Source organism: Candidatus Saccharimonadales bacterium (assembly GCA_035317825.1).
GTDB lineage: Bacteria > Patescibacteriota > Saccharimonadia > Saccharimonadales > Saccharimonadaceae > DATHGB01.
This window is the reverse complement of sequence record DATHGB010000020.1, coordinates 1-25,339: the sequence shown is the minus strand read 5'-3', so window position 1 is coordinate 25,339 and position 25,339 is coordinate 1. Positions and strand designations below refer to the sequence as shown.

The window sequence follows — 25,339 nt, the reverse complement described above, 5'->3', positions numbered from 1 at the left end:
TTTTTCCTGCTTTCCTAGCTAGGGGAGGAGTCGGTGGTGAGGCGATCGGACGCGTTGCTGTACATCGTCTGATACAGTTCATCCAATACTTGCCGAGTATGGCCGAGGCCGCCCTGGTCAAAATACTGGGTGTAGTGCACCGGCTGGATGAGCTCACCGAGCTGACGAGGATTAACCCGTGCAAGCATCGGGCAGATGCCGCCATAGACAACCTCGGAAGGTTGCCATCCGGCGAAAGCCCATCCCTGCGCCAACAGGCTGCGCATGATCTGCGCACCCCTTGACGTAGTTGCGACATCACTCTCGATGATTACTTTTTGGCTGATGGTATCGTATAGATGCGCATCAACCTCGACCATCGATCGTTCTGTCAAGTGTTCGGCCTGTTCCGTGACGTAGTACTTAGTCACGATGTCGGCAGACGGCTGTCGAGCCTCCCGAAGCGTGAACGGCACAGCGTGTCGTTCGTCGGGAGTGACGACAAGTTGCGGTGTCACGAACCCATCCGTTCCCTCGACAAGGAGGGTGTAGATGGCTTGCTTCACGGCTTCGTTCGGTACAAACACCGGTAGTTTGTCAACAGCGATGGCCCACTTCGTTGCGTTTGTCGGTACAACGAACCCGGTAAGGGGTTCGATGCCGCCTACGCGGAAGTTCCAGCCAACGTTTGTCGCAAGCAGTGGTAGGTTGATGCCGTGTCGTCGGCCGCCCCACCATACGCTTTGCGCCTGCCTTCCACCGGGAGCGCCGTCTTTGCCTTCCGATGCAGCTCGCGGAGAGCCGTATAGGAAGTCAACTTCTGGCAAATTGCTCATGGCCCAAGGTAGGCGGTATTTCGATAGGTGGCGCACCGAGACTGTGTTTGCTACGTCGCTTTGCAGCTTCGCGGCTTTGCTGAGCTCGACGAAGTTCAGGCTTCCGCGCATGCTATTGCGACGGTGAACCAGGCTGGCGATGGCAATAATCTTCCCATCAGACAGCAACGCGAACATGCGCGTTTCGCCGTTGCTCATACTGGTTGCCAGTACGTTGACGTCTTTGGCACTTTGCGGGTAGTTCCCCTTGTACGTGTTGTCGAGCAGTGCGCTGCACTCCCTTGCGACATCCCTGAGATCGGACATGTTCATGCCCTGGATGTCGTGCGGTGTGCGCAGCAGGAGCCCGTCACTTTCGTACTGGTTGAGACCTTGCTCTGTATCAGAGTCGTTGTACTGACCCCATGTGTGAGTCACTGTTTTTTCTCCCTAGATGAGGGGTATGCAGACAGATTTTTCCACTCCGCCACTGAAATAAGCTCAATGGGCAACTTGATAATATTAACACATATTATGTATATAAGCAATAATGTTCTATTGTAACAAATTTATCTAACTACTTATTGAGCCAGTTTGCGACAATCTCGTAATACTTAACAACGCCTTCTGCTGGGTTAGACGGATCACGGAATGGATGAGCAAATCCTTTCGCAACGTAGGTTTCGTTTGCAAAATTAGCTTCATACACATCAGTTGTCTCGTGGGGTACGCTTTTGTCTTCTCCGTGAACAATAAGCAACGTTGACATAGTCGCCAGCGGCTTCTGTAAAAAGAGCGGATGCTTCTTTAAAGCCTCGGTGTTCCGGCGGTACTCACGGACAAAGATTTTATCAATATATTGATGTTCTGTATAAAAATCTTTTGGTTCATAAATTGCTGGTGTACGTAAAATAAGCTTGTGAATCGCACGGAACCTACTAAGGTACGATGCAACGAACCCACCATAACTCGTGCCCATAACGTGAACGGCACTTTCTGGATAATTTGCCTTGATCCAGTCGTATGCTTTGGTAGCTTCGAGCACGTGTTGTGCTGGCATTGTCTCATTTACGTCAAATGGGCTTTCGCCATGACCTGATAGGTCAACAACAAGCGCGCTCATGCCGGTGTCAGAAACAACCTTTGCAACAAAGTCGCTATTACTTTTTTTGCTTGAGCCAAAGCCGACAAATGTCAGTAGAATATTTTTGTTGTCGATACCCTCATGCCAGTCGGATTGTATTGAGTATCCAGTAGCTGGAATTGTGATTTGTTTTTTAGTCATTAAATATATTATAACATATCTAATTCAATCTGGAGGGTTGCCTTCAGTATCCAACTCCTCTAGCCGCTCGTATAAAAGCGTTAAATCATCGAAAACACAGTTCCAGTTTTCCCTGGTGTGGCCTACCAAAATTATCAACAGATACGAAATGCTTCAGGATTTATTTCCTGGAACATTTTGTTTTGTGCCGCCTCTGTTATTTTAGTTCGAGTCTGGGAGGGTCTAAAAAATTATACGATATAAAAATATTTCCGAATCTACAGCTAAGGAGATCCGTACTATCAATTATTTACTTGGCCCACGCTATCTAGAATAGCCTGGAATGCTTCACTATTTTTGTCCCAGTCTACGTTCCTTGCACCAAGAGCGATTGCTCTAATCTGACTATCGGAGAAACCTGCAACAATACGAATTTTCAGAGTAAAATCACCATCTTTTCTTTTACACGACCCCGTCATAATAGACAAACCAATAGTAGCTTTGGTTTGTCTCGTGTCCGGCTCAGCTTTAAATGTCATAGCGGATGTGCAGAATTCGACGCCTTTTTGAAATGTAGATTGTATCGAAGTGACGGATGCTTGACTCGCAAGTTGTGTTCGTAGTTGCTCGTACATCGCATCAGATGCGCCAGCAGGAAGCGGTGTTTGTTGCAACTCTTTAACGGCTACGAAGGCCAATGATTTACCGTTTTCAGCCTTTAAATCTCCCCAGCCTGCTCCGTCCGTACCTACCGGATGCCACTGCTTTGGTCGCTTGTATGTGGTCTGCTGGAGGGTCTCTTGAACTAAATCGCCCACTGCTATTTTGCCGCTAAAAAGGAAAAAATAGGCACCGATAGCAAGTGCAGCGACTATGATAAGCCCCACGACGATAAAAATAGCTTTGCTGTTTTTATTATTCTGAGGTAGTGGTTGTGACGAGGCTGCATGGAACTGTGGTGGCACTACCTGTGGCGGTCGGTGTATTGGCTCAGTAATGAGGGTGCTTTGTTCGTAAGTGTTTGTTGGTTCGGCGTTACTTGCAGGAGTCGGTGCACCTGTCTGATTTACGGTCTGGTTTGAAGTAGGTGACACTATACGTGCTGCTTCAACTGCTTTACGAATATCGTCTTCAGACGATAGGGGCTGAATCGTCCGGTTCATAGATGAACCGTTTTGAGATGGATCTTCAGTCGGTTGGTCAGAATCAGGGTTGTTTGGTTGCATGTCTGTTTTTCCTTATACTTCTTTGGATTATTGTACGTTACCAAGTCGGAAATATACAGGTAGTTTATATTGCTTATTGTAAAAATCTCACCTATATTTAAAGTGAGTCAAAGATGCCATTACTATCAAGAAACGGGGAAGATATGCCAGTTGCAATAAAACAGCAAGTCCAAAACAGTAACATGGTTCCCCCAAAGAAACACAAATCATATAAACGCGCACTAGTTATTGGAGCGGGGCTAGCTCTCATTATTGTAATACCGTTTCTTATATTTTGGGGAGGTGTGGCGATCGATACAGCCGGTATGGGAAAATACCTACAAGATAAGTACGGCCAAGAATTTAAAGTTAAATATTTAGAAGATAAGGGTGTTTCGATAGGTGATCCGGGACAAAGAGTTGGTACTGCCCACCCTGCGAACGATAACAACTTAACTTTTGAGGTAGGAAGAAGTCGAAACACGGGTGTCTATTTTGATACATATACAGCTACCATATGGGCATACGAAGGTCGACCTGAAGCTGAAGCATTTCTAGAAACAGTTTATCAGCCTGTGCCTGATTTTGATGTCGATGCAGGAATCTCATCATTAGAAGACAATCCTGTGAGAGGCAATGTACCGAGCTTAGGGGACGCAATCAAGAAGTATAATAATAAATTCATATATGGTGTCAATCTCCGTTTAAATGTACCGCAAAGCCTTGGTCCTGATGATAAGCAAGAAGTAATTAGTAAGCTTAATAAAGTGGCGCAATTTATTCTTAGTAAGCACGTCGCCCACCCTTCTCTCGGTATAACAATGTGGATTGGTAGTACGGATCAAGGGTATGGATGTAGCTTATACGACAAAGACTTCAGTGATATTAACGGCAAGTTGGAAAAATGCTTTGCCAGAGAGAAAACATTAAAACAACCTAACGATCGGAGTAACTAAATATGTCATCACTATCAACTTATAACATTTTCAATATCGAACTCTTCCAGCTGTTCGCATAAAATTTGCAGATCTAGGAAAACACAGTTCCAGTTTTCCCTGGTGTGGCCCACCAAAATTATCAACAGATACAAAATGTTCCAGGATTTATTTCCTGGAACATTTCGTTTTTTTGGCCTCTGTTATTTTAGTTCGAGTCTGGGAGGGCGAGAGTCGACGATCTGCTATTTAAACTTGACGCGTATAGGAAAGTCGTCATTCTCTTTCCAGTTAGCTGACTCTCTATCACTTAGCTCTTCTGCTCGTAATTCATCAGGTGCATTCTGGTATTGCTCATGCGAAGGGTTTTTGTATACTTCACGCACTCGAAGTGCATTAGCGATCCTACCTAAATCTGTATTCTTGGTCATGTGTAAACACTTCCTTATAGCTTTGAGAACTCGTCGTTCGGGGGCAAATTGCGCATAATATTCGTATTTTTCTTCGCGCCACTCATCCCCAGTAGCATGATCTATACGGTGAGAGGTTTCATGGACGGTAACTTCGGATGCCCAGCGGCTACCAAACCTATTACTGTCATACGGACGAGGAGGGTCTTCACTATCACGCTTTTCCTTAACGTAATCAGTGCCATCTTTTATACTACCAAGCCATACTGTAGCTGTCTGTTTGTCGTGTGTATATACGCCGTATTGTAGTATTTCATTTCCTTTATCTTTATCTTTTCTTGTGATTATGAGATCATCACTCACCTTGATGACGCTATCGCTTATAGTCTCATCGCTCATACCGTGCTCTCTCATAAGACTTGCGAAATAATGGGCATCAATCTCGATATCATCGACAAGTTGCCCAACCCCTAGCGCACACTCAATAGTAGGGAGCACATCGGAATCGGGTGTCTCTTCAGTTGAGCGGGGCTGTAGTAATTCCAATTTCTCGGACATGACTTTTATTGTAACATAAAATACCCTATTTGTCTATAGACCAGAGATTCCGATTCATCAAGAGCGCTTAAGTTTCTATAAGCGTTCGTATAAAACCTGGGTTGCAGAGAAAATACAGTTCCAGTTCTCCCTGCCATGATCCACCAAAATTATCCAACAGATACGAAAATCCGAGAATTAAGTTCTCGGATTTTTAGTTTGTAAAATCGCCCCTGTAATTTAGTTCGAGTCTGGGAGGGCGGGGCTTGGTACGAGTAGTCAGAGAAAATATTCAAGTTTATAATGACTGTTTGATTATAAACTTTTTGTCCTGTATTTTTCTAACAAATCGTTCATATGTATCTTGCACATGTGAACGATTTATGCAATAATGTTCATATTGGAGATAAAGATATGAACAAGATTTTAATTGGACAATACGTACACCAAAAAGAAGGTTATAAAGCTTTTATACCTAATGACTTTCCGCCAGGAGGTGATTTGGGACTAGACCGTAAGATAATTGCTAAACATACAGAAGCAGTTCGACTGCTCGGTAAATTAGATGGTATTACTGAATTATTACCTGATAAGGATTGGTTTCTGACAATGTTTATCCGCAAGGATGCATCATCATCGAGCCAAATAGAAGGCACGAATGCTACCATGATGGATGCAATTGAGCGGGAAAATGTAGAGCCGAGTATTAATTTGCCAGCTGACGTAGATGATATTCTGCATTATATTGATGCATTAAATTATGGGCTTAAACGCGCCGAAACGTTTCCGATTACCCTTCGATTTGTTCGCGAACTTCACGAAAAATTGATGACTAATGCTAGAGTAACCCACCCTGCATATCCAGGTGAATTTCGCACTAAGCAGAACTGGATTTCTGGTACTCGGCCAGATAATGCAAAATATGTTCCGCCTCCAGTTCATGAGATGAAAACTGCTCTTGACCAGTTTGAGAAATTTATTCATGCAGAAGATGACTTCTTACCTCTTATTAAGGCGGGATTTTTACATGCCCAGTTTGAAACAATTCACCCATTTAATGACGGTAATGGACGCACTGGTCGTATGCTTATTACAATGTTCCTTTGGTATAAAGGTTTGCTAGAAATGCCTATTCTTTATCTATCTTCATATTTCAAGCAACATCAGAAACTATACTATGAGAAGCTCGATGGTTATCATAATGGAGAAGTGGTAGAATGGCTTGATTTCTTTCTTGATGGTGTTATTGAGATTGCTAACTCCGCCATTGCTACCTGTGCTGCAATTACAAAACTTCGAGAGCGTGACATGGCCAAGGTTCAGATGCTTAATCGTACGGCTTCTGAAGCTACTGTTAAAGTACTTGAAAACTTGTACAAAATTCCGATTGCTGGTATTGCAGATATTGTAAAATGGACAGGCTACACGGAGCGAGGCGGCTATAAAGTTATTGAACGACTTGTCGGCATAGGTATCCTTTCACCAATGAAGAAAGGTGAAAATGTGTATGCACAGAAATGGATTTACGGAGATTATCTGTCACTATTTGATGGTGATAACTAATACCTAGTGGCTAGACTTCTATAAGTACCTCGATATCCATTTCTTCTATATGCCCAGATAAAACAATCAACCCATCAAAAACACAGTTCCAGTTTTCCCTGGCATGATCCACCAAAATTATCAACAGATACAAAATGTTCCAGGATTTATTTCCTGGAACATTTTGTTTTGCACCGTCTCTGTTATTTTAGTTTGAGTCTGGGAGGGCGGGAGAGCAGTTGGCCTATTTCCATCTCGTCTAGTCTTTGGGAGTCTCTCGACCTTGCAATATAAGACGTTATTGTACATAATCTTTAGAGGTGAGAGCAGATGTGAAATCCATTCATGTCTGTATTGTCACACTCTTCGACAGATCCGAATGAGTCCCTGATATTAATCTCCTATGTTCACGTCCGACACACACCATGGAGTGTGAAGAATGAACACCATTAAGCGAGGGCTCTTTGCCCTCACGACGACGCTTGGCCTTGCGGCTGGCATCGGCATCATCGGCGTTGCTCCGGCATCGGCCGAGTCCGGCTACTACGTGCTGTACCCGGTCGAAGCCACGTCCGTGTGCCGCTACCAGGGAAGCACGGGCGCCACGTCCATCGACTGGGGCAACCCGTACTCCCTGACGTGCTACGACCTGTCAATCCCGGCCGGTGTCACGTTCGGTGGGGATCTGGACATCCAGGCCTACTGCAACGCGAAGTGGCCCGGATCGGTCGCCACCGTCTACGAGCACACCATCTTCGGATGGAAGTGCCAGCGGGAAGAGCAGCCGTAACACCTCCTGACGGAGGAGGGACGGCGGCGGAGAGATTCCGCCGCCGTCCCGCACCGCAACACGAAATTATTAAAGAGGAGAAACAGATGAACCAAGACCAAGTAGTTAATATATTTTTTCTCATATTACCATTCATAATTTATGCACTTTACATAATTGTGCCCGTAGCCATTGTATGGGGCATAGTGATCTTGATTAAGCGTAAAAAGCGTGGCGATCAAAAGTAAACTCAAAATCCTTATTGAAGAAGCGGGTGAGGTGGTATAATAGTCACATGAAAGCAAGTACATTTCGTAAACTAGTAAAAATTACGATTGCAAAATCTCCCTCTACTAAAGTTTCCAAATAGTAGTCTTATTGGTAATAATCCGAAATTATTGAGTACAAGTAGTCGCTTCAATATCTAATTCTTCTATTCGCTCGTATAAAACAATCAAACCCTCAAAAATACGGTTCCAGTTTTCCCTTGCATGGCCCACCAAAATTATCAACAGATACGAAAAGTTCTAGAATTTATTTTCTAGAACTTTTCGTTTTGTGTGGCCTCTGTTATTTTAGTTCGAGTCTGGGAGGGGAAGACTCAGTGTAGGTAGTTTAATTATTAATAATAACTTACTTTTCATACGACAAAAACGACTGTTTTTCTAAAAAATACAATAAAACAGTCGTATGAAATTAAACAGAGGTAGTCTCGTGTGTACTCACATATCTTTGTGAGACTATGAGGCAGCAGTCACAGGAAGCAAACAGCTATATGGCTAGTAGATTTTAGGTAGCCACTACCATTATTTTTGTAGGAATTTGATACTTGACAAAGTATATACCATTGTATATACTTTGGTATATGAATACATTAGATAAAGCTATCATCAACATAAAGGTTAGTAAGGCCCTAAAGCGTGAAGCTCAGGACCTAGCCGATGAGATCGGTGTACCGCTTACCACTGTAATATCAGCAAGCCTGAAAGAGTTCGTCCGCAGTCGTTCGTTAACTGTGTCGGCTTTTCCTCGTTTACGACCAGAAATCGAGCATGAGCTTAGCGTAGCGATTGACGACTACAAACAAAATAAAAACATATCGAAGGTTTTTGTTAAGCCTAACGAAGTAGCAGATCATCTTAACTCCTTATGAACGTAGTTTTTCATAAACGCTTTGATAAAATGGCTAGCAAGCTTTCTTCAAAGGTAAAAGAAAAGATGGTTGAACGCATCACGAGGTTCAGTAAAGATCCCCTTGACTACGTATTAAGAAACCACGCGCTGAATACTCCATACAAAGGGAGCTACGGTATTGATGTTACTGGTGACTATAGAGCTATCTACTACCTGGTAGATGATGAAACAGCTATGTTTACACATATTGGTACGCATAGTCAGCTATACAAATAGTTCATGAATGGCAGCTCGTTATATATAAATCATCCTCTCCAAGCGTAGTCTCAGTGTTGAGTTGTTCCAAGCGATCACAAAGAATCTGAAGGTCAGAGAATATACAGTTCCAGTTCTCCCTGCCATGATCCACCAAAATTATCCAACAGATACGAAAATCCGAGAATTAAGTTCTCGGATTTTTAGTTTGTAAAATCGCCCCTGTAATTTAGTTCGAGTCTGGGAGGGTTTGTACGGAATTATTGTTTCGATCAACTTCAAAAAAGCTTTGTAAAATGGGGTTTTAGCGTAGCCATTCTGTAGAAGTACAGAACGCCCGAAACTTTTAGAGAATTACAGGATATCTCATACGGAAAGAATAGTGCTTATGCAACAATGTTATAATAAAAACACCTTATGAAAAATTATTGTTACATTGATGGTCAAAATTTACATCTTGGCACGGCGAGTGCCGAGCCTTCCTGGGGCGTTGATTTGTATAAATTTCGAATTTACCTTCGCGAGAAATACAAGGTCGAAAGGGCATTTTATTATCTTGGATATGTACAGGAAGGCTTAAAAATTGAACAGCTTTACGAAAACATTCAGAATGCTGGTTTTATTCTTGTTTTCAGACAGCATAATTCCGCAATGATTGGCAATAAGAAGGGAAACGTTGATTCCGATATCATATTTTCAGTCATGAAGCGTCTCCATAAAGATCGAGATTTTGACAAAATAGTGCTTGTTTCTGGTGACGGAGATTATAAGATGCTAATTGACTACCTTATTGAAGAGTCAAAACTGGAGAAAATTCTCTTTCCGAATAAGAAATTCCGGTCGTCACTCTACAAGCAAATAGGGGCGTCATACTTTGCATATCTTGATGATAAAGACGTGAAGCGAAAGATAGCTCGTACCAAGACCAAGAAATAAGAAAAGAGCTCCTTAGGCAACTAACCGTTCGGAACTCTTTTCGTCTTGATATCTAAATAATAGCACAACCGACAAAGAAAAGCAATACAGGAAGCCATCTGTAGACTAAAGTATAAGTATGAATTCACCTACGCAAAAACGAAGAAAAATTGTCGAACAAGCTATCGCCAACGAAAAACTCGAAGGCCTAAAAGTTTCACAGGAATCTCAAAAGATTGCTGGTGACTATGTTTTAGGTAAAATGTCCGCCAAGCAAGCAGCAGAAAAGATACGCGCTTATTACGAATCACTATACATAACGGGATTGTCTTTATAGGAATATGCCCGAAGTAAAGAAAAGCATGAAGCTAAGATCAAGCGCTGGACTAAGCAATTATTAAAAAATAGCGTCCAGCATTGATTACATTATCTAAGAGTCGCTCCAGTATATAGTCCTTCTATCCGCTCGCATAAAACAACAAGCCCATCAAAAATACAGTTCCAGTTTTCCCTGGTATGACCCACCAAAATTATCAACAGATACAAAATGTTCCAGGAAATAAATCCTGGAACATTTTGGTTTGTGTCATCTCTGTTATTTTAGTTCGAGTCTGGGAGGGCCTACAGAGCGAATATTATAGATGGGCAAACATAGAGACTTTACCAATCTTAGTCAAAAAAGGAAAATCCCCCTGATCGCGATGATCAGGGGGGTGGCTTTACGTCGTCCACCGACGTCTTGCTGTCTTACTAGTTGGGCCAACTCACGGCTTCATCCCGAAGGATCAGCCGGAGCTACTTTCCGCCGAAGATGATGGCGATCATCCCGAAGGACTTTGCCGTGTTCATCGTGGCGGGATCGCAGTCCAGTTCGAGCCCCAGGTTCTCACCCGGATCCATGAACAGTGCGTCGTTGTCGGAGACGGTGAAGACCTGGCCGTTGTCTGCCTTGAACGTGAACGCGGTGTAGTCCACGGTCTTCCAGTCCACCGCGTCGACACCCACGGTCTTGGCACCGACGTGCCAGTTGGCGGACGTCACGGTGCCTCCGACGATGCAGGAGTTCGTCTTGACGACGTACTCCATGACACCAGGCCGTTGGAACGTGGCGGGTCCGTTGACCGCTTGCGCGATCTCGGTCGCCGTCGGCGTGCTGCTCGGCGCGGGACGGGCCAGCAGGATGCCGGCTGCCGCCGCGATGAACATGACCAGGACGAGCACGAGGATGCGCTGTCCGGTCAGGAACTTCGGGTAGAAGTGACGCTTGGTGGTGCGGGTGTTCTGTGAGTTTGACATGGTCATCTCCTAGACGTATGTTAGGGCTCCCCCATACCAGCGATCTCTCTGCCGCCAGTTGCGAAACTGGACTCTCTTCCAGTTTGCCGTTCAACATAGCAAGATTGCTACCCTGAACGGCAAACTGGAAGGCACAATTTAGTAAGTAGCAAGGTTCTGTTCAACTCAGACTCCCATAAGGTTTCCGAGGAACCGTATTTAATTATACCAGATATAATTAAATAAGTCAATAGAAGCGTTCATTTCGATCGCTAGATATTCCTAAGATTAACAGAATTCTTAAAGATGGCATTTGGAAATTTTAATAAATGCCTCGCTGTTGCTTTTTGATGACGGTTCCAATATCTAGTTGCTCCAAACGTCCATAAAGAATCTGGAGACCGTAGAAGACACAGTTCCAGTTTTGTCTGGTAAGGTCCACCAAAATTATCAACAGATACAAAATGTTCCAGGATTTATGTCCTGGGACATTTTGTTTTGACCGTCTCTGTTATTTTAGTTCAAGTCTGGTAGGGTCTGTATGGAATTATTAGAGAATATAGATTAACGATCTTAGCTCTACGTTATACTTGACTGTATGACAACATCTTTCACTCGTCTCGACCTCGCAGTCCAGCTTGCCAAACAAGCGGGAAGAATTGAACTTAAATATTTTCGTCAAGACGTACAGTCTAACAATAAAAACCCCCGCGATCTTGTAACTCAAGCCGATATAGAAGCTGAACAGACAATTATCGCCGGCATCAAAGTGCACTTCCCGCAAGATGCAATTCTTGCCGAAGAAAGTGGTGTGCACCAGGGTGAAGGTAGCGAATACTCATGGACGATCGATCCTTTAGATGGGACTGGTAACTTCTTCAAAGGAAGTCCAGACTTTTGTGTGATGATAGCTATCTTGCAAGACAATCAACCCATAGCAAGTGTCATTTATTTCCCGATTATTGAACAGCTCTATATTGCCGAAAAAGGTAACGGAGCAACAAAAAATGGTGAATTACTGCATGTTTCAAGTGAGTTAAAGCTCGCATCGATGTATGCCAACACCCACATGAGTTCTAAGATGGAAATTCGCAAAGAAAATCTTGCTTTGTACGAAAAGACACTTCTCAACGTTCGGAATGTTCATGTTATTAATGCTTGTATTGGACGCTTACTCTGTGATATTGCCGAAGGTATTGCTGATTTCCATTTCCGAGTTGGGCTGCATTTGTGGGATTATCTACCCGGTCAGCTACTCATCGAGGAAGCGGGCGGCAAAGTAACTGACCTGAAAGGAAAGACTCTCTCAGAAGAAGCCGAAGGTGTAATCGCAAGTAACGGGACAATACACAATGAGCTTGTGGAATTCTTAGGATGAAGCTTCTTCTCACCTCAAATGGCTTTTGTACGCCTGAAATTATTGCAAAATGCGTCGAGCTTGCGGGAAAACCTCAGAACGAAATCAATTTTGCTGTTATAAACGAAGCATACGCTGTTGAGCATGGGGACCATGGTTGGGTCTTGGATGATCTCAATAAAATAAAAGATAATTTCAAAGGCCGTATAGAGTTAGTGAACCTTCTCGCGCTTGATCTTGAAACGGTTAAGACAAGGCTCCAGTTGGCTGATGTGATTTTCGTTATCGGCGGTCATACCGATTACCTGATGAGTGTCATTAAAAAGGCAGGTCTCGACAAATTGCTTCCAGAATTACTTGAGACAAAAGTATATGTTGGCAGTAGTGCAGGTTCGATGGTTATGTGCAATCGAGTTTCAACTGAAGCGTACGCCAAAATATATGGCGAAGAAAATGACTATGACATCAATGAGTATCTTGGCTTAGTTGATGTGGCTATTAAACCACATCTTAACTCTAAACTTTTCCCCAATAACCGCAAAGAAGTGTTACTAGAAATCGCCAAGAATTATAAAGGAGTTATTTACGGCTTAAGCGATGAAGCAGCAATTGTTGTGGATGGCGATTCAACATACGTAATTGGTGACAACACTGTGAAGATTATTGACGGGGAACTTACTCAATAGAGTTTTGGATTACTCCTTTGATATCTAACTCATCCAAATGATCAGATAAGATTATCAAATCTTCAAACATACAGTTCCAATTTTCTTTGATCGGAAATAGGGAGGCCATAGTTGGTCGCCGTCTAGGAGTGCCGACCGATAGAACTCAAAACCCCTTGCAATATCACCCTTTCTCCCCTATAATCTGTGAAGTAATATGCGGGTTTAGCTCAGTTGTTTAGAGCGCATCCTTGCCAAGGATGAGGTCGAGAGTTAGAGTCTCTTAACCCGCACCATAAGAGACTTTTCAAGTTTTGGAAGGTCTTTTTTGTTTGTGGCTAAGGTGATAAGAGGGCTAATTTCGGGGGTGTAAACTTTATTATTTGCGTCGAGTTGAAATCCTGCTGGAAAAACGACTTGTTTACACCTCACTCTGTTCTCATGAGATATTTCAAGAAAGCGATTGCCCATGTTACGTACAAAACTGAAAGCAAACTGCAAGAAACGCTCCTTGTCGTTATCAGCTTTAATGACCAAGCCAGATGACTCTTCCTCTAGGGTTTCCAGTTCGCTTTTTAGCTTTGCGACATTCGACAAAATCTCCGACTTAATGGAAAGATTGGATGGGTCTATGGCCGCCATCGCACGGTTATTTATATCATTTTTTACATCTTTGATTTTTTCATTCAATCGCACCGCGTCCTGTCTTGCCTGAGCTTCTTTACGCTTCCATACTATGTCTAATGCCTCGACAAAATCTTGCTCGCCATCTTGTGTGATCGGATTGCTCTGGAATTGGAGTTCAATTTTTGGATGTAGTTCTTCCCTTGGAATGTATCTATTGCATGACCGACATCTATATTTGTGATAAACAAGTGTCTTACTTTTCCCATTGCTATGTTTGAATCCTGCATATCTTGGTATCGTTGATTTACCGACACAAAGTTTGCATGTAACTAAGTTACTCAATGGGTAGTCGGGATTGCCATTCTTCCTTGGACCAGCTTGGACTTTCTTTTTCTTGTCCATTATTCTTACGAGTTCATAATGCTGTTCTAAAGTGATTAAGGGATCATGTAATCCATTTTCATTACGAAACTTCACTTGTTTATCTATTTCGACTACACCTGCATAGAATGAATCAGTTACGATCTTACGGAACTTATCCATCTTATATAATGAATGACCACCCTTCATGAAATCACTATTATTCAAGTCGATCAAACCTTGCGACGGCGTAACATGTTTATTAACAATGTCTAATAACACTTTTTGTAATGCGGGTCCCTTGATCGGGTGTATTGCTGGTACACCAGTTTTTCGCCCACCCATATAGCCTGGCTTAGGAGCAAATGGATACCGGCCGTCTCGTAGGGCATTGATCTGCCCTGCAATAGACTTTCTTTGCCTTTCCTCGTTACTGCCTTCCGCTTTGAAGGCTTCAAGCATGAGTATCAGGGTATTGGAAGCAGTATCTGTTTTTAGATTAGGCTGTGAGGCAAACTTTACCTCCACTCCTAGCTTTTTGAATTCGACGATAAAGTGAGCTAACTCAAGCATTGAACGCATAAAACGATCCAATTCATCGAAAATGGCATATTTAATCGCACGGTTGTGCCGACATTCGGTAAGCATTTGCTCAAGATCATCTCGATCCAAGTTAGCCCATTTTTTACTTGATACGCTTCCAGACCAATGGCGTACAATTTTAACGCCAAGTTCGTCGGCAGCTTTCTCTACAGACCTTTTTTGTCGTGCAAGGCTGTCATTGAGTAGCTGTTCGTCACTTGAAACACGATAGTTGGCTATTGCGAGTATGTTTTTAGTCATTGTCACTCCTGTTAATCTCCATAATCCTATCACTCATCTGACTTTCCTTGTACATATCGTAGACCAATAATGCAAGGTCTAAGGCATCCTGTTTTCGCTTTTGTTTGAAACTAATCTCAGGAATACGTTCTTCTGTTCCTGAATCTAGAATCTTTTCATTATTCTGTAAAGAAAAAGGCATAAAAATCCTATCTTCCTTACCTCATTGAACAATGAGGGGACTGATTGAATTCTTATGCTGTTCGTCCCCATAAAACAAAAATTAACAATGGGTGTACCGAAGTACTCTGGGGACTTAGTTCTATGTCCAACTATACGCTTATGTTTGTCATATGTCAAGTGTAACGGTGTTGTTTTCGATAGGGAGAGCAGCGATTTACGCCCAAAAAAATTCCTGCACGGTCAATATATATTGTTGATAAATATACAACGAATTCAAAGATTAAGACCTCTGCACTATAACTTCGCCGCCTGTAGCGGGAATAGTGAACGGCTTGTGCTTTAATAGTTACCCTGATTGTTATATAGTAATCCTCAAGCGACTCGTCGCCTATGGCCTAAACCATTGCTTTAGCGGTGGCATGGTCAATCAAATCAACGGAAAGAAACAGCTCGTCATGAGTACTTCTTTCCGTTGTCGTAGTCCGAAAGGATTATGGATGGCCGAAAGGTCATCACTCGTGGCGGGCTTTTTGATTGCCACGAAAACAATTACTAATAACGCTGCAAGTAGCAGCAGGAGCATTATGGTTCGTAAGCTAATAATAATCGTAGTCGATGCAGTTTTGTCCGTGGCAGTTATAAATGTAGTAACTATCTTATTGGCCTCGGCTGGAAGTGCTATCTTTGGAAATGTTAAGGGTACTGATGGCGTGAATTATGGAAACTATAACAGTACTATCTTGATTGCTATCGCCTTTGCGATAACTGTAGCTTTTTCCATCTGGTTTTATAAATTTACTACTAAAATAATGAATAAGAGGAAAGTAGAGAAATAAAGATATGTTTGAGGCCAAAAAAATACTAGCCAAGCTAAAAATATTATATTTATATGAATGAAAAGAACAAGAAAACAGAACGATTTATAGCAGCACTAATCTGCTTAATCCTTACTATTGGCCTTACAGTCTCAATGGGTGCTATCGGTTTCCTTATGGGTCTCATTGTCATATATTTTAATTTTAGGGACAAGGATGAAGAGGAGCCGCATTTACGACAAAAAGTTGGGCGGCGATCGGCGAAAAAAGCACGAGACACAGTAGGGAAATAATTGACTGACGGGGGGGCAATTACTGGGGTTGTAGCAAGTGATTGGTACGAATGTTATGATGAGAGAATATGAGTGACTTAAGCGGCTACTACAATTCGTTATTCGTTATACAGGTTACAGTGTTTGGCATAGGTTTTGCTGGACTAATCGCCCTAATGCAAGTGCTTAGGCCATTACTCTCATTCAAGAGCACGCAGCGAATGATTAAAGGGGTGTCGTTCGTAACCACTAGCATCCTACTCGTTATTAGCATTTTGTCGACATCACTAGCAACCTTGTTGCTATCACTCGACAGGCATAACTATCTTTGGTTTAATGCACATTCAGACGCTATTGTACATTCAGAATGGTTTGCGATCCTTAACCTATTGCTGGTCATCTCGACGTTTATAGGTTTGGCCTTGGCAATAATTCAAGAAACCAAGTATCTAATACCATCAAACGCATTGGACTTTCTGTCTAAGCAAACAACACCCGATGCAATCAAATCTTATTTTGAAGACGCCTATCTTCCTATGCCCACGCCTCCAATTCATATAAGGTTCTTTAATGCTACAGCTGATGATACTGACGAACGTAGTGACGAAGAAATAAATGCCGAATACGAAAAGAAACTTGAAGATTACAATCGGAGAAAAACTAAGATAGCTGATAAAGAAAATCCGCTGCTACCGTTAGAAAGTTATCTAATGCAAGCGGTTCGTAGAGACGACTTGCAGGCTTCGCAAGCCGCATTACGATCTCTAGAGAAAGTAATAATTGATGTAACGAAATCAAAGCACCACAAGATACTTTATGAACTCGTTAAATACTATTCAGCAATTATCGATAATTGCATAGAACTAGCAGGTGCACACGGACTACAGAGTGTTCTGCTTGAAGCAGTTGAAAGTACTGATCGCATCGCGACTGCATTGGTTGAAAGGAAGAGTGTAAATGAGCTCAATCCTCTAATAGACTTATGGCAAGACGTTGGAGATGAATATATGGGTAAGCAGCCAGCTGTGTTCAGAAGTGTCATGTCGGCAATCCGTAGTGCTGGTGAGGGTATTATTAACGAGACCAGTATTGAGACGGAAAAAATGAAGGAAACGGCGGACAACATTGACAGATGTCTAGGCTGGCTTGGCGAGAGGATGTTGTCTGGGAGTAAGCCTGAAGAAAAAATGCTCATGAACATTATGTATGAAACTGAGTTCAGCGCCCTCATGAACGCCGTTTTAGGTGTTGGGTATGCATTTGAAAGAAGTAGACCAGATATGTATCCATTGATACATTACGACTGCCTGTATGTGATCGCTGACAAACTTGCACCTTATTGCGTTGACTCGGAGCGCGATACCGATAATCGAAATACCCTTTTCTCATTGATGTACGAAATAAAAACTTTCGCAGAACGAACGATTGATGAGGGCAATATTCGGGGAGCAAGCCTTTCAATAATGCGACTGAAAGAACATTACGACATTGCTAAGAAGAATAACCTTGAAGAGCAGATGGAGCATTGCCTAGTAGCAATGATGGATGTCGGAGCATATGCAGCAGGTAGTAAGTTTCGAGGAGCAGCAGAGTTCTTGAGGACTAAATCAATACCCGATGAAGCAATACGTTTAATCAGCGAAAATATCGGCAGTGTTGACCTCAGTAGTGAAGCTATGGAAATCATTATCAAACACCCTACAGACTTAGAGCACAGCGATGTTACTGATTACTTAATAGAACTTGGTGACAATTTAGGAACAACTTTCGGATTAAATCTAAACCCGTCAGATAAGAAAAATTAAACCAGATGCGATAATCGTATCTTTAGTGTTAGCATTGAATTACGATGAATATAAAATTAGTAATAAACAAATACCCATACGTACTGCCTCTGGCGGCAGGCATAGTGCTGTTCTTGGTATCGCTAACTTTTGACGGAAAGCTATCGGACTTGTTGGTAAATGTTAGTGCCAGTCTTGTTATCATACCGATAGTCATCTTCCTTTATGAGCAAGTAAGGGAGAAGGCAGAAGCGGAAAAAAATAAAGACCTATCTGATTATGTGAAGATGCAAGCCGATCGCGAACTGCTTACATTATTAAATCGCATAGCGCCGCTGGTAATTGGTACACCAACGCCAGGATTAAATAAGGTACTCAAGTTACTACAAATGACACCAGAAAAAATGCTCAAGAGTGTTGAAGTGAATAGTGTAATGGTATTCTTTCTGGCAACAGACTGGTTGCAAAGCGAAAAGGCTATCAATGATCTAGTCTCTAGTGAGCTGACATACAATAATCTAAATGTAGAAGAACGTAATAACTTCATACGACTCATAGGCGCCATAAGACAGCTTGAAACCGCTACCGAACCGCGTTACTACAAAGCAAATGGTAAACCCGATGATAAGTACAAAGTAATAAACGGAAGCGAGCTTAACAAAGTTAATAAGTTTGAAAATCGGTATTTGCTTATGTCAAAAACAAAGAAATCCGGGCAATTTGCTGTAGCTGCATTCAACGATATAAACATTGGTAAATATAGGGCGGAATATACGCTTCCTATGCTAGCTAACAATGATGGTAGGAGGTTACTCGTGGATGCTGTGGCCGAAGTTCTCGAATGTATTGATAGGTGGCATAAGTTACGTGGAGATGTGTTTTTGCTTGATACTCGACATTTCCGTGCTGTACAATCACCTAAGGGGCGATCAAACTAAATATGGACAATCCTTGGTTAGATTTGCCAAAACAAGCTCCGTTTGTCGCACCCTGTGATATTGAGACATTGAACAACCCGAAATATAAGCGAGACGGTCTTCGTTTCGATGGTTTTCCAGAACCTTACGGAGGAGACATCAAAACAGCAAAAGTGGTTTGCCTATTACTTAATCCAGGGTTTGAGGAAGCAGACGCAACAACTAACTTCGATAATCCTTACTGGGTTCATGAAGCCCGCGCCAACTTGGATCATAGTACCAATTCTGGATTTCTTTATTTGTCACCTAGGGTTCAAGAAACAGGAGGCTACAAGTGGTGGACGGCTAGGCTGAAGCCACTCGAAAAAGCAGGTGTTACTCGTGATGAATTGGCTCAAGGGGTAATGATGATTGAATTCTTCCCATACCACTCCGTGACCTACACATATAACAAGCATTACGTTCCTTCGCAACAGTATCAGTTCCACCTCGTGCGTGAGGCTATGCGGCTTGGTAAGACAATTATTATCATGCGCGCAAGAGATAAGTGGATCGAAGCAGTACCTAATCTTGCCAGCTACCCTTATTTAGAACTAAATAGCTGGCAGAATGTATCTATTTCAGGAGCAAATCTTGATAATAAGAATGGTGTAGGCACATTTGATAAAGTTGTCGCCACACTTAAGAAAAGGGAATTAGAATGAGCAGCCTAGATCGCCAATTTAAACCATTAGAAAAAGTCCGAACTATTCCCGTACATTGGGAAATCAGTAACGATGATTACGAAAAGTTAAGTGCCGGCAACGATGAGTCCAAAAATCATTGGCATTGTTTTATGGAAAACAGCATTCTCCACATATATAAAGGCTTTGGCGGTAATGAACATTATCGTCTCACGTTACACAAGCAAATGAATGATACCTATGTAATAGAGGAAGTAGAAACTCACGGTAGTGCAGAATCTAAAGAGCAATATGCAGTAATCGACAAAAACGCCGTTGAAGAGGTTGCTAGTATGCTCTCACACTTCTTTGGGGTGAGCGTTGGTAGAGGACGATCAGGAGTGTAATAACATGGCACAATTTCGATCTAATATACCCGATATAGGCGTCAACGTTAATATTACAAACTTCAAGTTACTTAATGCGGTTACAACTTATGGCGTCGGTGGACATAGTCTTGTAGCAAATTTGAAGGATGGACTAAGCGAAGACTCTTACGAACGTGTCTCAAAAGAAATACGTATTTTGTATTCGTTTTGCTTTGAACATGTCTATTCTGAAGATTACGACATTTTAACTACAGAAATAAACTACGGTACAAGTGGACATAACGAGAGAAAAGAACATTTGCTTGCTGAAAATTCGCATGTTTCGGAAAAGTTTGGAAATATGGGTATGCAACTTTTAGAAGATATTTCCGGTCTAAATATCGGACAAGCCAAATTGAGAAGTTTTTTTAATTCAGCCTTTATTTGGTCACGGGCAAATGAATTGCAAGAGCTAAAACTTTTGACCGAAGCGTACACTCAATATTGGCGTCTACTCGACCTTATACATGAGAAGGTACAGATGAGTATGCCTGATTCTGTTGCGCTACTTAAGGAATACGGAATGCCGTCGACTCGGTCAAATCTATTTGCAATTCGCATACTCCATAAAATGGGAATGTTAAGACCGAATAATGATACCGGTAATATAGAATCTCTTGCATATCTGGATAGTCTACGCCACCCACATGCTCATCAAGCAAGCGATCGAACGGACTATTACGTAGAGGAAGAGACGCATCTGGAAGCTGAAATCAACAATATCTTTATCTCCGACATAACAAAACTATTTATAATTTGGGAATTAGGATTACGAGATTACTATCTTAAGCCAAGAGCAAATATTTACGAAATAGATAAAAAATAAAGTTCAATTAGAAGGCAAAATCTAGCTTTGTGGCGGCTATAACTTTCTGTACTGTTAGAACTGGCTTATTATAGGTATATGGCAGACAAGACACCTCCAAACGAAGCGGATGAAGACTCTTTTATCCCACTATCTTTAGACGACCCAAATAATCCAATCGCTGAGCTTAACAAGCAATTTTATGGTGAATATGACGAGGACTACTTTGTAAATAAAGCCGTTGTTCTAGCTAGTTTCATTGCAGACGTGCAGCCGATGAAGGAGCACTTAGATAAGGGCTTTAGCGTAGGCAAGTTGACAGTGAAAGATTCGGATATAGATAGCAAGTGGTTAGAGGGCTATGCCAAAAGAGAGCTCGCTATCAATAGCTACCACGCTATAGAATCATTCTTTAGATTGTTCTTTGCTCATATTGAAAATCCTGACTGTCCATGGGTTGGAGTTGAGCAAATGCAGAGTTTTCGAGAGTTTAAAGACAGAATCGACAAGCTGATTAAGAGGGAGTATTTTGAAGGTAGTCATGACGAAGAAGTAGCAAAAATACTTCTCGGTCCGAGGGAGCTGTATTCAACACTTAGTGATGAGGAGTGGCAAAAAGGCATAGCTAATGCGGTATACATGCTGGTCAGACTTGGCTCAGATATATTAAATAATCAGGACTACAATGTTTATAAGCACGGTGCAGCCCTGCTTGATACTCAGTTTGGATTCCAGATAGATGACGGCAAGGTTATTGGCGCAGACAAGCAGGATACATTTATGTATCTTAGTTCAAAAACAGAAAAGACACCCGACAAGGTTATTAAGCAGTTTTCACGAACCTTTAAGTTTATAAGATGGGAACAGAGGTTTACCAGTACCTACTTGTCGGGGATGTTGCTTCATAATATGCTTGCACTTCATAAATCACGACTACGAATACCCCAGCCAAAAGATACGCAGGTCAAAGCGTTCAATACCCTAGATATGGATAAGCTTTTCGATTTTGACAATGGCGATAGAATTGCTATGCCTGATACAATGAGCATCGGTTTGTTTGAGAGGCATTATAATACTAATACAACTACGCAAAGTAACGGTAAGAAAAAGAGGGCTTAGGCAACGGTAGCTTTCTAGCGCGATAGGCCGATATTGTATAATAGAATTATAGAGGCTGAACAAGTTCGCCAGATCACTAGCTCATTTTAAATCATAAACGGTTCATCAGCTCGCTGCATGATGGTATCGCAGACAAAATACATACTATTGAGCGTACAGAGTGTAAGTCCCGACACTTACTTATGTTGTAGATATTCTTGATAAGGAACTTCAAGGATCAACCGCCAACGATCTAGCTCACCTCTTATCAAGTGAAAACTTTTATCCATCTGCTGCACCAATTGAATTTATATATAAAAGATGTCATAAGATGTCTTTTATTTTTATATTTCTACCTTATATCTCTTAGATTCTTCCTCTCCTGTATAATCAAGGTATGAAGACAATTCTCATCACCGGTTCCAGTCGAGGTATAGGCAAAGCGGTTGCTATGCTTGCGGCATCAAAAGGCTACAGAGTCATAGTCCATGCAAGTACGGACTCTGATGAGCTCAACCAAACACATAAGGAAATTGAAGGTTCATTAAAAACCTTTTTCGATGTCGCAGATAAAAAAGCCGTTGATTCGGAGATTGCGAAACTAGGCGTAATTGACATTCTTGTTAATAACGCAGGGATTGGTAGGTCGCGAAATACCGATGTTCGAGATGCCGATGATGAGCAAGCCCTTAAAGAGTACAAGGTGAATGTCCTTGGTACACTACACTGTATTCAAGCAATCATTCCAGGTATGGTTGAACGTGGGGGCGGTTCAATCGTAAACATCGCTTCAATTAAAGGTCACTATAGTCTCACAAGTATGAAAAGCCTGACTTATGGCATTAGCAAGGCGGGAGTTATTGCTCTGACGCAAGCACTAGCAAAGGAATTTCCAACGGTTCGTATAAATAGTGTTTCTCCTGGCTATGTTAAAACAGATATGTCAAAGAGCTGGCCTCCTGAAATTTTTGACAAAATTAGCAAACAGACAATTCTAAGTCGTATTGCACAACCTGAAGAAATTGCCCAGGCTGTTTTATTCTTGGCTTCTGACGATGCTTCATATGCCACAGGGACTGATTTATTGATTGACGGAGGCTTCAATATCAAGGATAAATAGCTTTTAGTAAATAATAGTTTCAACTGAAGGTTGCGGTCCTAATAGCTTCGGGATACTCAAAGAAGAGTTATTAATAATGTATTCTAAGAGTTTATAACAGATTAGATACGTTGAGAGATACGTATCTTTTTCTTTTGAGTTTCATCTTTTGAATCCGTTAGGGCCTCTTATGTGCTTATCCATTTCAGTGTAGACTATTAACATGAGGAAGGTGACAACATCCTTCCTATACAATTAAGAGGAGCAGCGGAGCAACAAGGATGAGCGAAATCGTAGATGTATATGTCAGTAGTCAAAGTCCGATAAAGCATACTGCTGTAAAGCGGGCGTTTGCTCGAATAGGGCTTCAAATCGAAACCATTGGTTTTGATGTAGAATCTGATGTGGCGGCTCAGCCGCTATCCATTCAAGAAATATATGAAGGAGCGCAAAATAGACACACAAAACTCCGTCGTCTCGTGGACGAGAAATCTGGTTATCTAGTGACGAGCGAGAGTGGTGTGATAAAACCATTTCCTGGTGCAAATTGGAAAGGCTGTGAGGTGGTGGTGATCGAGAGACAGCCTGGTGGTATGAGCATGGTAGGTATAGATCTTGGAGTAGAATACCCACAAGAAATGATGGATAAGATTCCAAGTAAATATGCTGATCTTGGTGTCCTCTTGCAGGCAGAACATGGCTTTACTGAAAAAGATCCGCCATCATATCTTACAAATGGGAGGATATCAAGAGCAGAGCTGATCGAACAGGCGCTGTTTAAGGTTTTAGCCCAGATGGATGTGGAGACAACATAATGCGGCATTGCTGCCTGGCAATTGAAAATAGATATTGCAGCAGACTTGAGCTTGTTGAGCAAAATCCATTAGTATATTGTCTAATGGATTAAACCTGACCGCAAGTTAAAAGTTTTAGCTACATTACTTAATTTATAATTGTTAACATTCTCTGTGTTAACAATTATAAATACGTCTGCAATCCAGCACCAATTTAGATAACAGATACTGCACACCGAGAGGTGTGTTTTTTTTCGATATGTATCTCTGTAAATGGGGTTAGAATCCCTTATGGTCAAAACTTCTGCTTATGATATGATGGACGCTGATGAAACGACATCCCAAAAGGTCATTTGACCTCTATATTTTAACTGCGCTCTCCAAAGGTTTTCCTGTATTTTGTTCTGTGCTTTTGCCTGTACTGTATGCCGAGAAACTCATTGATGCTCAGGCGATCGGATATATTGGGGCTACTTTTATTGTCTTTACGATTGTCGGTGCGGTAACCGTCGTGAGATGGCTGCATAAATTGGCTACACGTCATGTCTTGCAGCTAGCGGCTGTTGGTGTGATGGTGGCTTCATGTATTGTTTTCGCCGCTCTTAGCATTCAGAATATTGCTCTGCTCATGTTGGCCTATGGGGTAATGGGCGTAGCATCAGGAACGGCTCTCTCGGGTGTCAACGCAATCACTGCGAATATGACTACTCGTGGAAATAGATTCAAGATGATTGCAAGATTAAGTATGGTTGCTGACATCGTCAGGGTTGCTTTTGCGCTTGTCGTTGCTGGATTAGTTGTTTTAGGTGCGATGAAAGCAGCCGTCGCCTTAATTGCGCTGTTTGCGATTATTTTTCTATTTTATGCGTCACGCCAAGAGTCTGTGAAAACAAATATTGCACCGAAAATTACTGCACAGGCAATCAAACATAATAGGCCGTTCAAATTTTTCTTGTCACTTGAATTCCTAGATTCATTCTGTAGTTCGCAACTGTTTGTCTTTCTTCCACTTCTATTTCTTGCCAAAGGTTATTCATTGGAAAATAGCATACTTCTGCAGGCTTTTACTTTCCTAGGATATATGAGCGGGCGCTGGCTAGTAGGAATACTCGCACACCGATTGTCGGGATTAAAAGCAGTTGGAATTGCTGAAATAGGGCTGGTTGTTTCAATACTGTTGATTTTGTTTGCACATTCTTTGTGGATTTTGTATGTTTTAACTTTTGCTCTAGGTCTCTTTGCACGGGGTACTTCCCCTGCAATTAAATCATTGGCGTTTGACGCGTTAGAGGATAACCAAACCAAACAAGGATCAGCCCTGCATGTCATCGTAGGTGATAGCGGTAGCGCGGCAGGACAGTTTACTTTCGGGTTGCTAGTTGCGTTTTACGGCGAGAAATCACCGTTCATTGTTGCGATGTGTATTGCCTCTATAATCGCAATCTTATGTATACCTCGAGTCGTTGCCTTATTCAGATTAACGAATAGCAGTGTAAGTCCCAGTCCTCACTTAGCTAATAAATACTCTTGATAGGGAACAGCCAAAATCTCTCTCCATCGCTCTATCTCACCACTGATTTCGTGGAAACTTTTTAGCGCCCGCTGCACCATGAATT

General features: G+C 42.1%; 26 protein-coding genes and 1 tRNA gene. 21 read left to right on the top strand and 6 right to left on the bottom strand.

Annotated features, from left to right (window positions below; genetic code table 11):
* Positions 1–14 precede the first annotated feature (14 nt).
* The 3 genes from VK497_03955 to VK497_03945 all read right to left on the bottom strand — a co-directional run bounded on the left by VK497_03955 (position 15) and on the right by VK497_03945 (position 3,284).
* The gene (locus VK497_03955) at positions 15–851 is read right to left on the bottom strand and encodes a hypothetical protein (protein ID HMI09519.1); all 837 of its coding nucleotides are present in this window, start codon (positions 849–851) and stop codon (positions 15–17) included.
* Positions 852–1,371: 520 nt separating this feature from the next.
* Complete coding sequence (locus VK497_03950; protein ID HMI09518.1) at positions 1,372–2,079, bottom strand: alpha/beta fold hydrolase; 708 nt, start codon at positions 2,077–2,079, stop codon at positions 1,372–1,374.
* A gap of 281 nt (positions 2,080–2,360) precedes the next feature.
* Positions 2,361–3,284, bottom strand: coding sequence for a hypothetical protein (locus tag VK497_03945; GenBank protein HMI09517.1), 924 nt, complete (start codon positions 3,282–3,284; stop codon positions 2,361–2,363).
* Between the two features lie 143 nt (positions 3,285–3,427).
* Between VK497_03945 and VK497_03940 the strand changes: the two genes are divergently transcribed.
* On the top strand, positions 3,428–4,219 hold the full coding sequence (locus VK497_03940) for a hypothetical protein (GenBank protein HMI09516.1): 792 nt from the start codon (positions 3,428–3,430) through the stop codon (positions 4,217–4,219).
* A 224-nt stretch (positions 4,220–4,443) separates the two neighbouring features.
* Here the strand turns inward: VK497_03940 and VK497_03935 are convergent, their stop codons facing one another.
* The gene (locus VK497_03935) at positions 4,444–5,166 is read right to left on the bottom strand and encodes a hypothetical protein (GenBank protein HMI09515.1); all 723 of its coding nucleotides are present in this window, start codon (positions 5,164–5,166) and stop codon (positions 4,444–4,446) included.
* A gap of 393 nt (positions 5,167–5,559) precedes the next feature.
* Here VK497_03935 and VK497_03930 point away from each other — a divergent pair, with 393 nt between their 5' ends.
* The 7 genes from VK497_03930 to VK497_03900 all read left to right on the top strand — a co-directional run bounded on the left by VK497_03930 (position 5,560) and on the right by VK497_03900 (position 10,097).
* The gene (locus tag VK497_03930; GenBank protein HMI09514.1) at positions 5,560–6,708 is read left to right on the top strand and encodes a Fic family protein; all 1,149 of its coding nucleotides are present in this window, start codon (positions 5,560–5,562) and stop codon (positions 6,706–6,708) included.
* Between the two features lie 418 nt (positions 6,709–7,126).
* Entirely contained in the window at positions 7,127–7,477 is a 351-nt protein-coding gene (locus VK497_03925) for a hypothetical protein (protein HMI09513.1), read from the top strand.
* Positions 7,453–7,704, top strand: coding sequence for a hypothetical protein (locus VK497_03920; protein HMI09512.1), 252 nt, complete (start codon positions 7,453–7,455; stop codon positions 7,702–7,704). The genes VK497_03925 and VK497_03920 overlap by 25 nt, the downstream gene beginning before the upstream one ends.
* A 617-nt stretch (positions 7,705–8,321) precedes the next feature.
* Positions 8,322–8,609, top strand: coding sequence for a hypothetical protein (locus VK497_03915; GenBank protein HMI09511.1), 288 nt, complete (start codon positions 8,322–8,324; stop codon positions 8,607–8,609).
* Positions 8,606–8,866 (top strand): type II toxin-antitoxin system mRNA interferase toxin, RelE/StbE family, encoded by a 261-nt coding sequence (locus VK497_03910; protein ID HMI09510.1) that lies wholly within the window; start codon positions 8,606–8,608, stop codon positions 8,864–8,866. The genes VK497_03915 and VK497_03910 overlap by 4 nt, the downstream gene beginning before the upstream one ends.
* Positions 8,867–9,262: 396 nt before the next feature.
* Positions 9,263–9,781 (top strand): NYN domain-containing protein, encoded by a 519-nt coding sequence (locus VK497_03905; protein HMI09509.1) that lies wholly within the window; start codon positions 9,263–9,265, stop codon positions 9,779–9,781.
* 118 nt (positions 9,782–9,899) lie between these two features.
* Positions 9,900–10,097 (top strand): antitoxin VbhA family protein, encoded by a 198-nt coding sequence (locus VK497_03900; protein ID HMI09508.1) that lies wholly within the window; start codon positions 9,900–9,902, stop codon positions 10,095–10,097.
* Between the two features lie 458 nt (positions 10,098–10,555).
* Here the strand turns inward: VK497_03900 and VK497_03895 are convergent, their stop codons facing one another.
* Positions 10,556–11,056, bottom strand: a complete 501-nt coding sequence (locus tag VK497_03895) for a hypothetical protein (GenBank protein ID HMI09507.1) — start codon at positions 11,054–11,056, stop codon at positions 10,556–10,558.
* A 577-nt stretch (positions 11,057–11,633) separates the two neighbouring features.
* On the opposite strand from VK497_03895, the gene VK497_03890 reads away from it, so the two are divergent.
* The 3 genes from VK497_03890 (at position 11,634) to VK497_03880 (ending at position 13,353) form a co-directional block, all read left to right on the top strand.
* Entirely contained in the window at positions 11,634–12,413 is a 780-nt protein-coding gene (locus VK497_03890; GenBank protein ID HMI09506.1) for an inositol monophosphatase, read from the top strand.
* Positions 12,410–13,078, top strand: coding sequence for a Type 1 glutamine amidotransferase-like domain-containing protein (locus tag VK497_03885; GenBank protein HMI09505.1), 669 nt, complete (start codon positions 12,410–12,412; stop codon positions 13,076–13,078). Before VK497_03890 ends, VK497_03885 begins: the two co-directional genes overlap by 4 nt.
* Positions 13,079–13,276: 198 nt before the next feature.
* A tRNA-Gly gene (locus tag VK497_03880) sits at positions 13,277–13,353 on the top strand.
* Here the strand turns inward: VK497_03880 and VK497_03875 are convergent.
* Positions 13,331–14,887, bottom strand: a complete 1,557-nt coding sequence (locus VK497_03875) for a recombinase family protein (protein HMI09504.1) — start codon at positions 14,885–14,887, stop codon at positions 13,331–13,333. The two genes, VK497_03880 and VK497_03875, sit on opposite strands and share 23 nt — an antisense overlap.
* Before the next feature lie 581 nt (positions 14,888–15,468).
* Here VK497_03875 and VK497_03870 point away from each other — a divergent pair.
* The 10 genes from VK497_03870 to VK497_03825 all read left to right on the top strand — a co-directional run bounded on the left by VK497_03870 (position 15,469) and on the right by VK497_03825 (position 25,254).
* Entirely contained in the window at positions 15,469–15,885 is a 417-nt protein-coding gene (locus tag VK497_03870; GenBank protein HMI09503.1) for a hypothetical protein, read from the top strand.
* Between the two features lie 340 nt (positions 15,886–16,225).
* Positions 16,226–17,941 carry a hypothetical protein gene (locus VK497_03865; GenBank protein ID HMI09502.1) on the top strand — a complete coding sequence of 572 codons (1,716 nt, stop codon included), beginning with the start codon at positions 16,226–16,228 and terminating at the stop codon, positions 17,939–17,941.
* A gap of 44 nt (positions 17,942–17,985) precedes the next feature.
* Complete coding sequence (locus VK497_03860; GenBank protein ID HMI09501.1) at positions 17,986–18,858, top strand: hypothetical protein; 873 nt, start codon at positions 17,986–17,988, stop codon at positions 18,856–18,858.
* A 2-nt stretch (positions 18,859–18,860) separates the two neighbouring features.
* A complete protein-coding gene (locus VK497_03855; GenBank protein ID HMI09500.1) occupies positions 18,861–19,541 on the top strand; it encodes a hypothetical protein in 681 nt (226 codons plus the stop codon).
* A complete protein-coding gene (locus VK497_03850) occupies positions 19,538–19,906 on the top strand; it encodes a hypothetical protein (GenBank protein HMI09499.1) in 369 nt (122 codons plus the stop codon). Before VK497_03855 ends, VK497_03850 begins: the two co-directional genes overlap by 4 nt.
* A gap of 4 nt (positions 19,907–19,910) precedes the next feature.
* A complete protein-coding gene (locus VK497_03845) occupies positions 19,911–20,753 on the top strand; it encodes a hypothetical protein (protein ID HMI09498.1) in 843 nt (280 codons plus the stop codon).
* Between the two features lie 78 nt (positions 20,754–20,831).
* Entirely contained in the window at positions 20,832–21,851 is a 1,020-nt protein-coding gene (locus VK497_03840) for a hypothetical protein (protein HMI09497.1), read from the top strand.
* A gap of 376 nt (positions 21,852–22,227) precedes the next feature.
* Positions 22,228–22,950, top strand: coding sequence for an SDR family oxidoreductase (locus tag VK497_03835; GenBank protein HMI09496.1), 723 nt, complete (start codon positions 22,228–22,230; stop codon positions 22,948–22,950).
* Between the two features lie 260 nt (positions 22,951–23,210).
* On the top strand, positions 23,211–23,744 hold the full coding sequence (locus VK497_03830) for a DUF84 family protein (GenBank protein HMI09495.1): 534 nt from the start codon (positions 23,211–23,213) through the stop codon (positions 23,742–23,744).
* 307 nt (positions 23,745–24,051) lie between these two features.
* A complete protein-coding gene (locus VK497_03825) occupies positions 24,052–25,254 on the top strand; it encodes an MFS transporter (GenBank protein HMI09494.1) in 1,203 nt (400 codons plus the stop codon).
* Positions 25,255–25,339: the final 85 nt, after the last annotated feature.

Bases quoted from the DNA above. Each gene is read 5' to 3' on its own strand.
- VK497_03855 (HMI09500.1), top strand. From the start codon at position 18,861: ATGGACAATCCTTGGTTAGATTTGCCAAAACAAGCTCCGTTTGTCGCA.
- VK497_03895 (HMI09507.1), bottom strand. From the start codon at position 11,056: ATGTCAAACTCACAGAACACCCGCACCACCAAGCGTCACTTCTACCCG.
- VK497_03885 (HMI09505.1), top strand. From the start codon at position 12,410: ATGAAGCTTCTTCTCACCTCAAATGGCTTTTGTACGCCTGAAATTATT.
- VK497_03860 (HMI09501.1), top strand. From the start codon at position 17,986: ATGAATATAAAATTAGTAATAAACAAATACCCATACGTACTGCCTCTG.
- VK497_03915 (HMI09511.1), top strand. From the start codon at position 8,322: ATGAATACATTAGATAAAGCTATCATCAACATAAAGGTTAGTAAGGCC.
- VK497_03925 (HMI09513.1), top strand. From the start codon at position 7,127: ATGAACACCATTAAGCGAGGGCTCTTTGCCCTCACGACGACGCTTGGC.
- VK497_03840 (HMI09497.1), top strand. From the start codon at position 20,832: ATGGCAGACAAGACACCTCCAAACGAAGCGGATGAAGACTCTTTTATC.
- VK497_03905 (HMI09509.1), top strand. From the start codon at position 9,263: ATGAAAAATTATTGTTACATTGATGGTCAAAATTTACATCTTGGCACG.
- VK497_03945 (HMI09517.1), bottom strand. From the start codon at position 3,284: ATGCAACCAAACAACCCTGATTCTGACCAACCGACTGAAGATCCATCT.
- VK497_03870 (HMI09503.1), top strand. From the start codon at position 15,469: ATGGTCAATCAAATCAACGGAAAGAAACAGCTCGTCATGAGTACTTCT.
- VK497_03900 (HMI09508.1), top strand. From the start codon at position 9,900: ATGAATTCACCTACGCAAAAACGAAGAAAAATTGTCGAACAAGCTATC.
- VK497_03865 (HMI09502.1), top strand. From the start codon at position 16,226: ATGAGTGACTTAAGCGGCTACTACAATTCGTTATTCGTTATACAGGTT.
- VK497_03845 (HMI09498.1), top strand. From the start codon at position 19,911: ATGGCACAATTTCGATCTAATATACCCGATATAGGCGTCAACGTTAAT.
- VK497_03935 (HMI09515.1), bottom strand. From the start codon at position 5,166: ATGTCCGAGAAATTGGAATTACTACAGCCCCGCTCAACTGAAGAGACA.
- VK497_03940 (HMI09516.1), top strand. From the start codon at position 3,428: ATGCCAGTTGCAATAAAACAGCAAGTCCAAAACAGTAACATGGTTCCC.
- VK497_03850 (HMI09499.1), top strand. From the start codon at position 19,538: ATGAGCAGCCTAGATCGCCAATTTAAACCATTAGAAAAAGTCCGAACT.
- VK497_03950 (HMI09518.1), bottom strand. From the start codon at position 2,079: ATGACTAAAAAACAAATCACAATTCCAGCTACTGGATACTCAATACAA.
- VK497_03875 (HMI09504.1), bottom strand. From the start codon at position 14,887: ATGACTAAAAACATACTCGCAATAGCCAACTATCGTGTTTCAAGTGAC.
- VK497_03830 (HMI09495.1), top strand. From the start codon at position 23,211: ATGAGCGAAATCGTAGATGTATATGTCAGTAGTCAAAGTCCGATAAAG.
- VK497_03835 (HMI09496.1), top strand. From the start codon at position 22,228: ATGAAGACAATTCTCATCACCGGTTCCAGTCGAGGTATAGGCAAAGCG.
- VK497_03930 (HMI09514.1), top strand. From the start codon at position 5,560: ATGAACAAGATTTTAATTGGACAATACGTACACCAAAAAGAAGGTTAT.
- VK497_03890 (HMI09506.1), top strand. From the start codon at position 11,634: ATGACAACATCTTTCACTCGTCTCGACCTCGCAGTCCAGCTTGCCAAA.
- VK497_03825 (HMI09494.1), top strand. From the start codon at position 24,052: ATGAAACGACATCCCAAAAGGTCATTTGACCTCTATATTTTAACTGCG.
- VK497_03910 (HMI09510.1), top strand. From the start codon at position 8,606: ATGAACGTAGTTTTTCATAAACGCTTTGATAAAATGGCTAGCAAGCTT.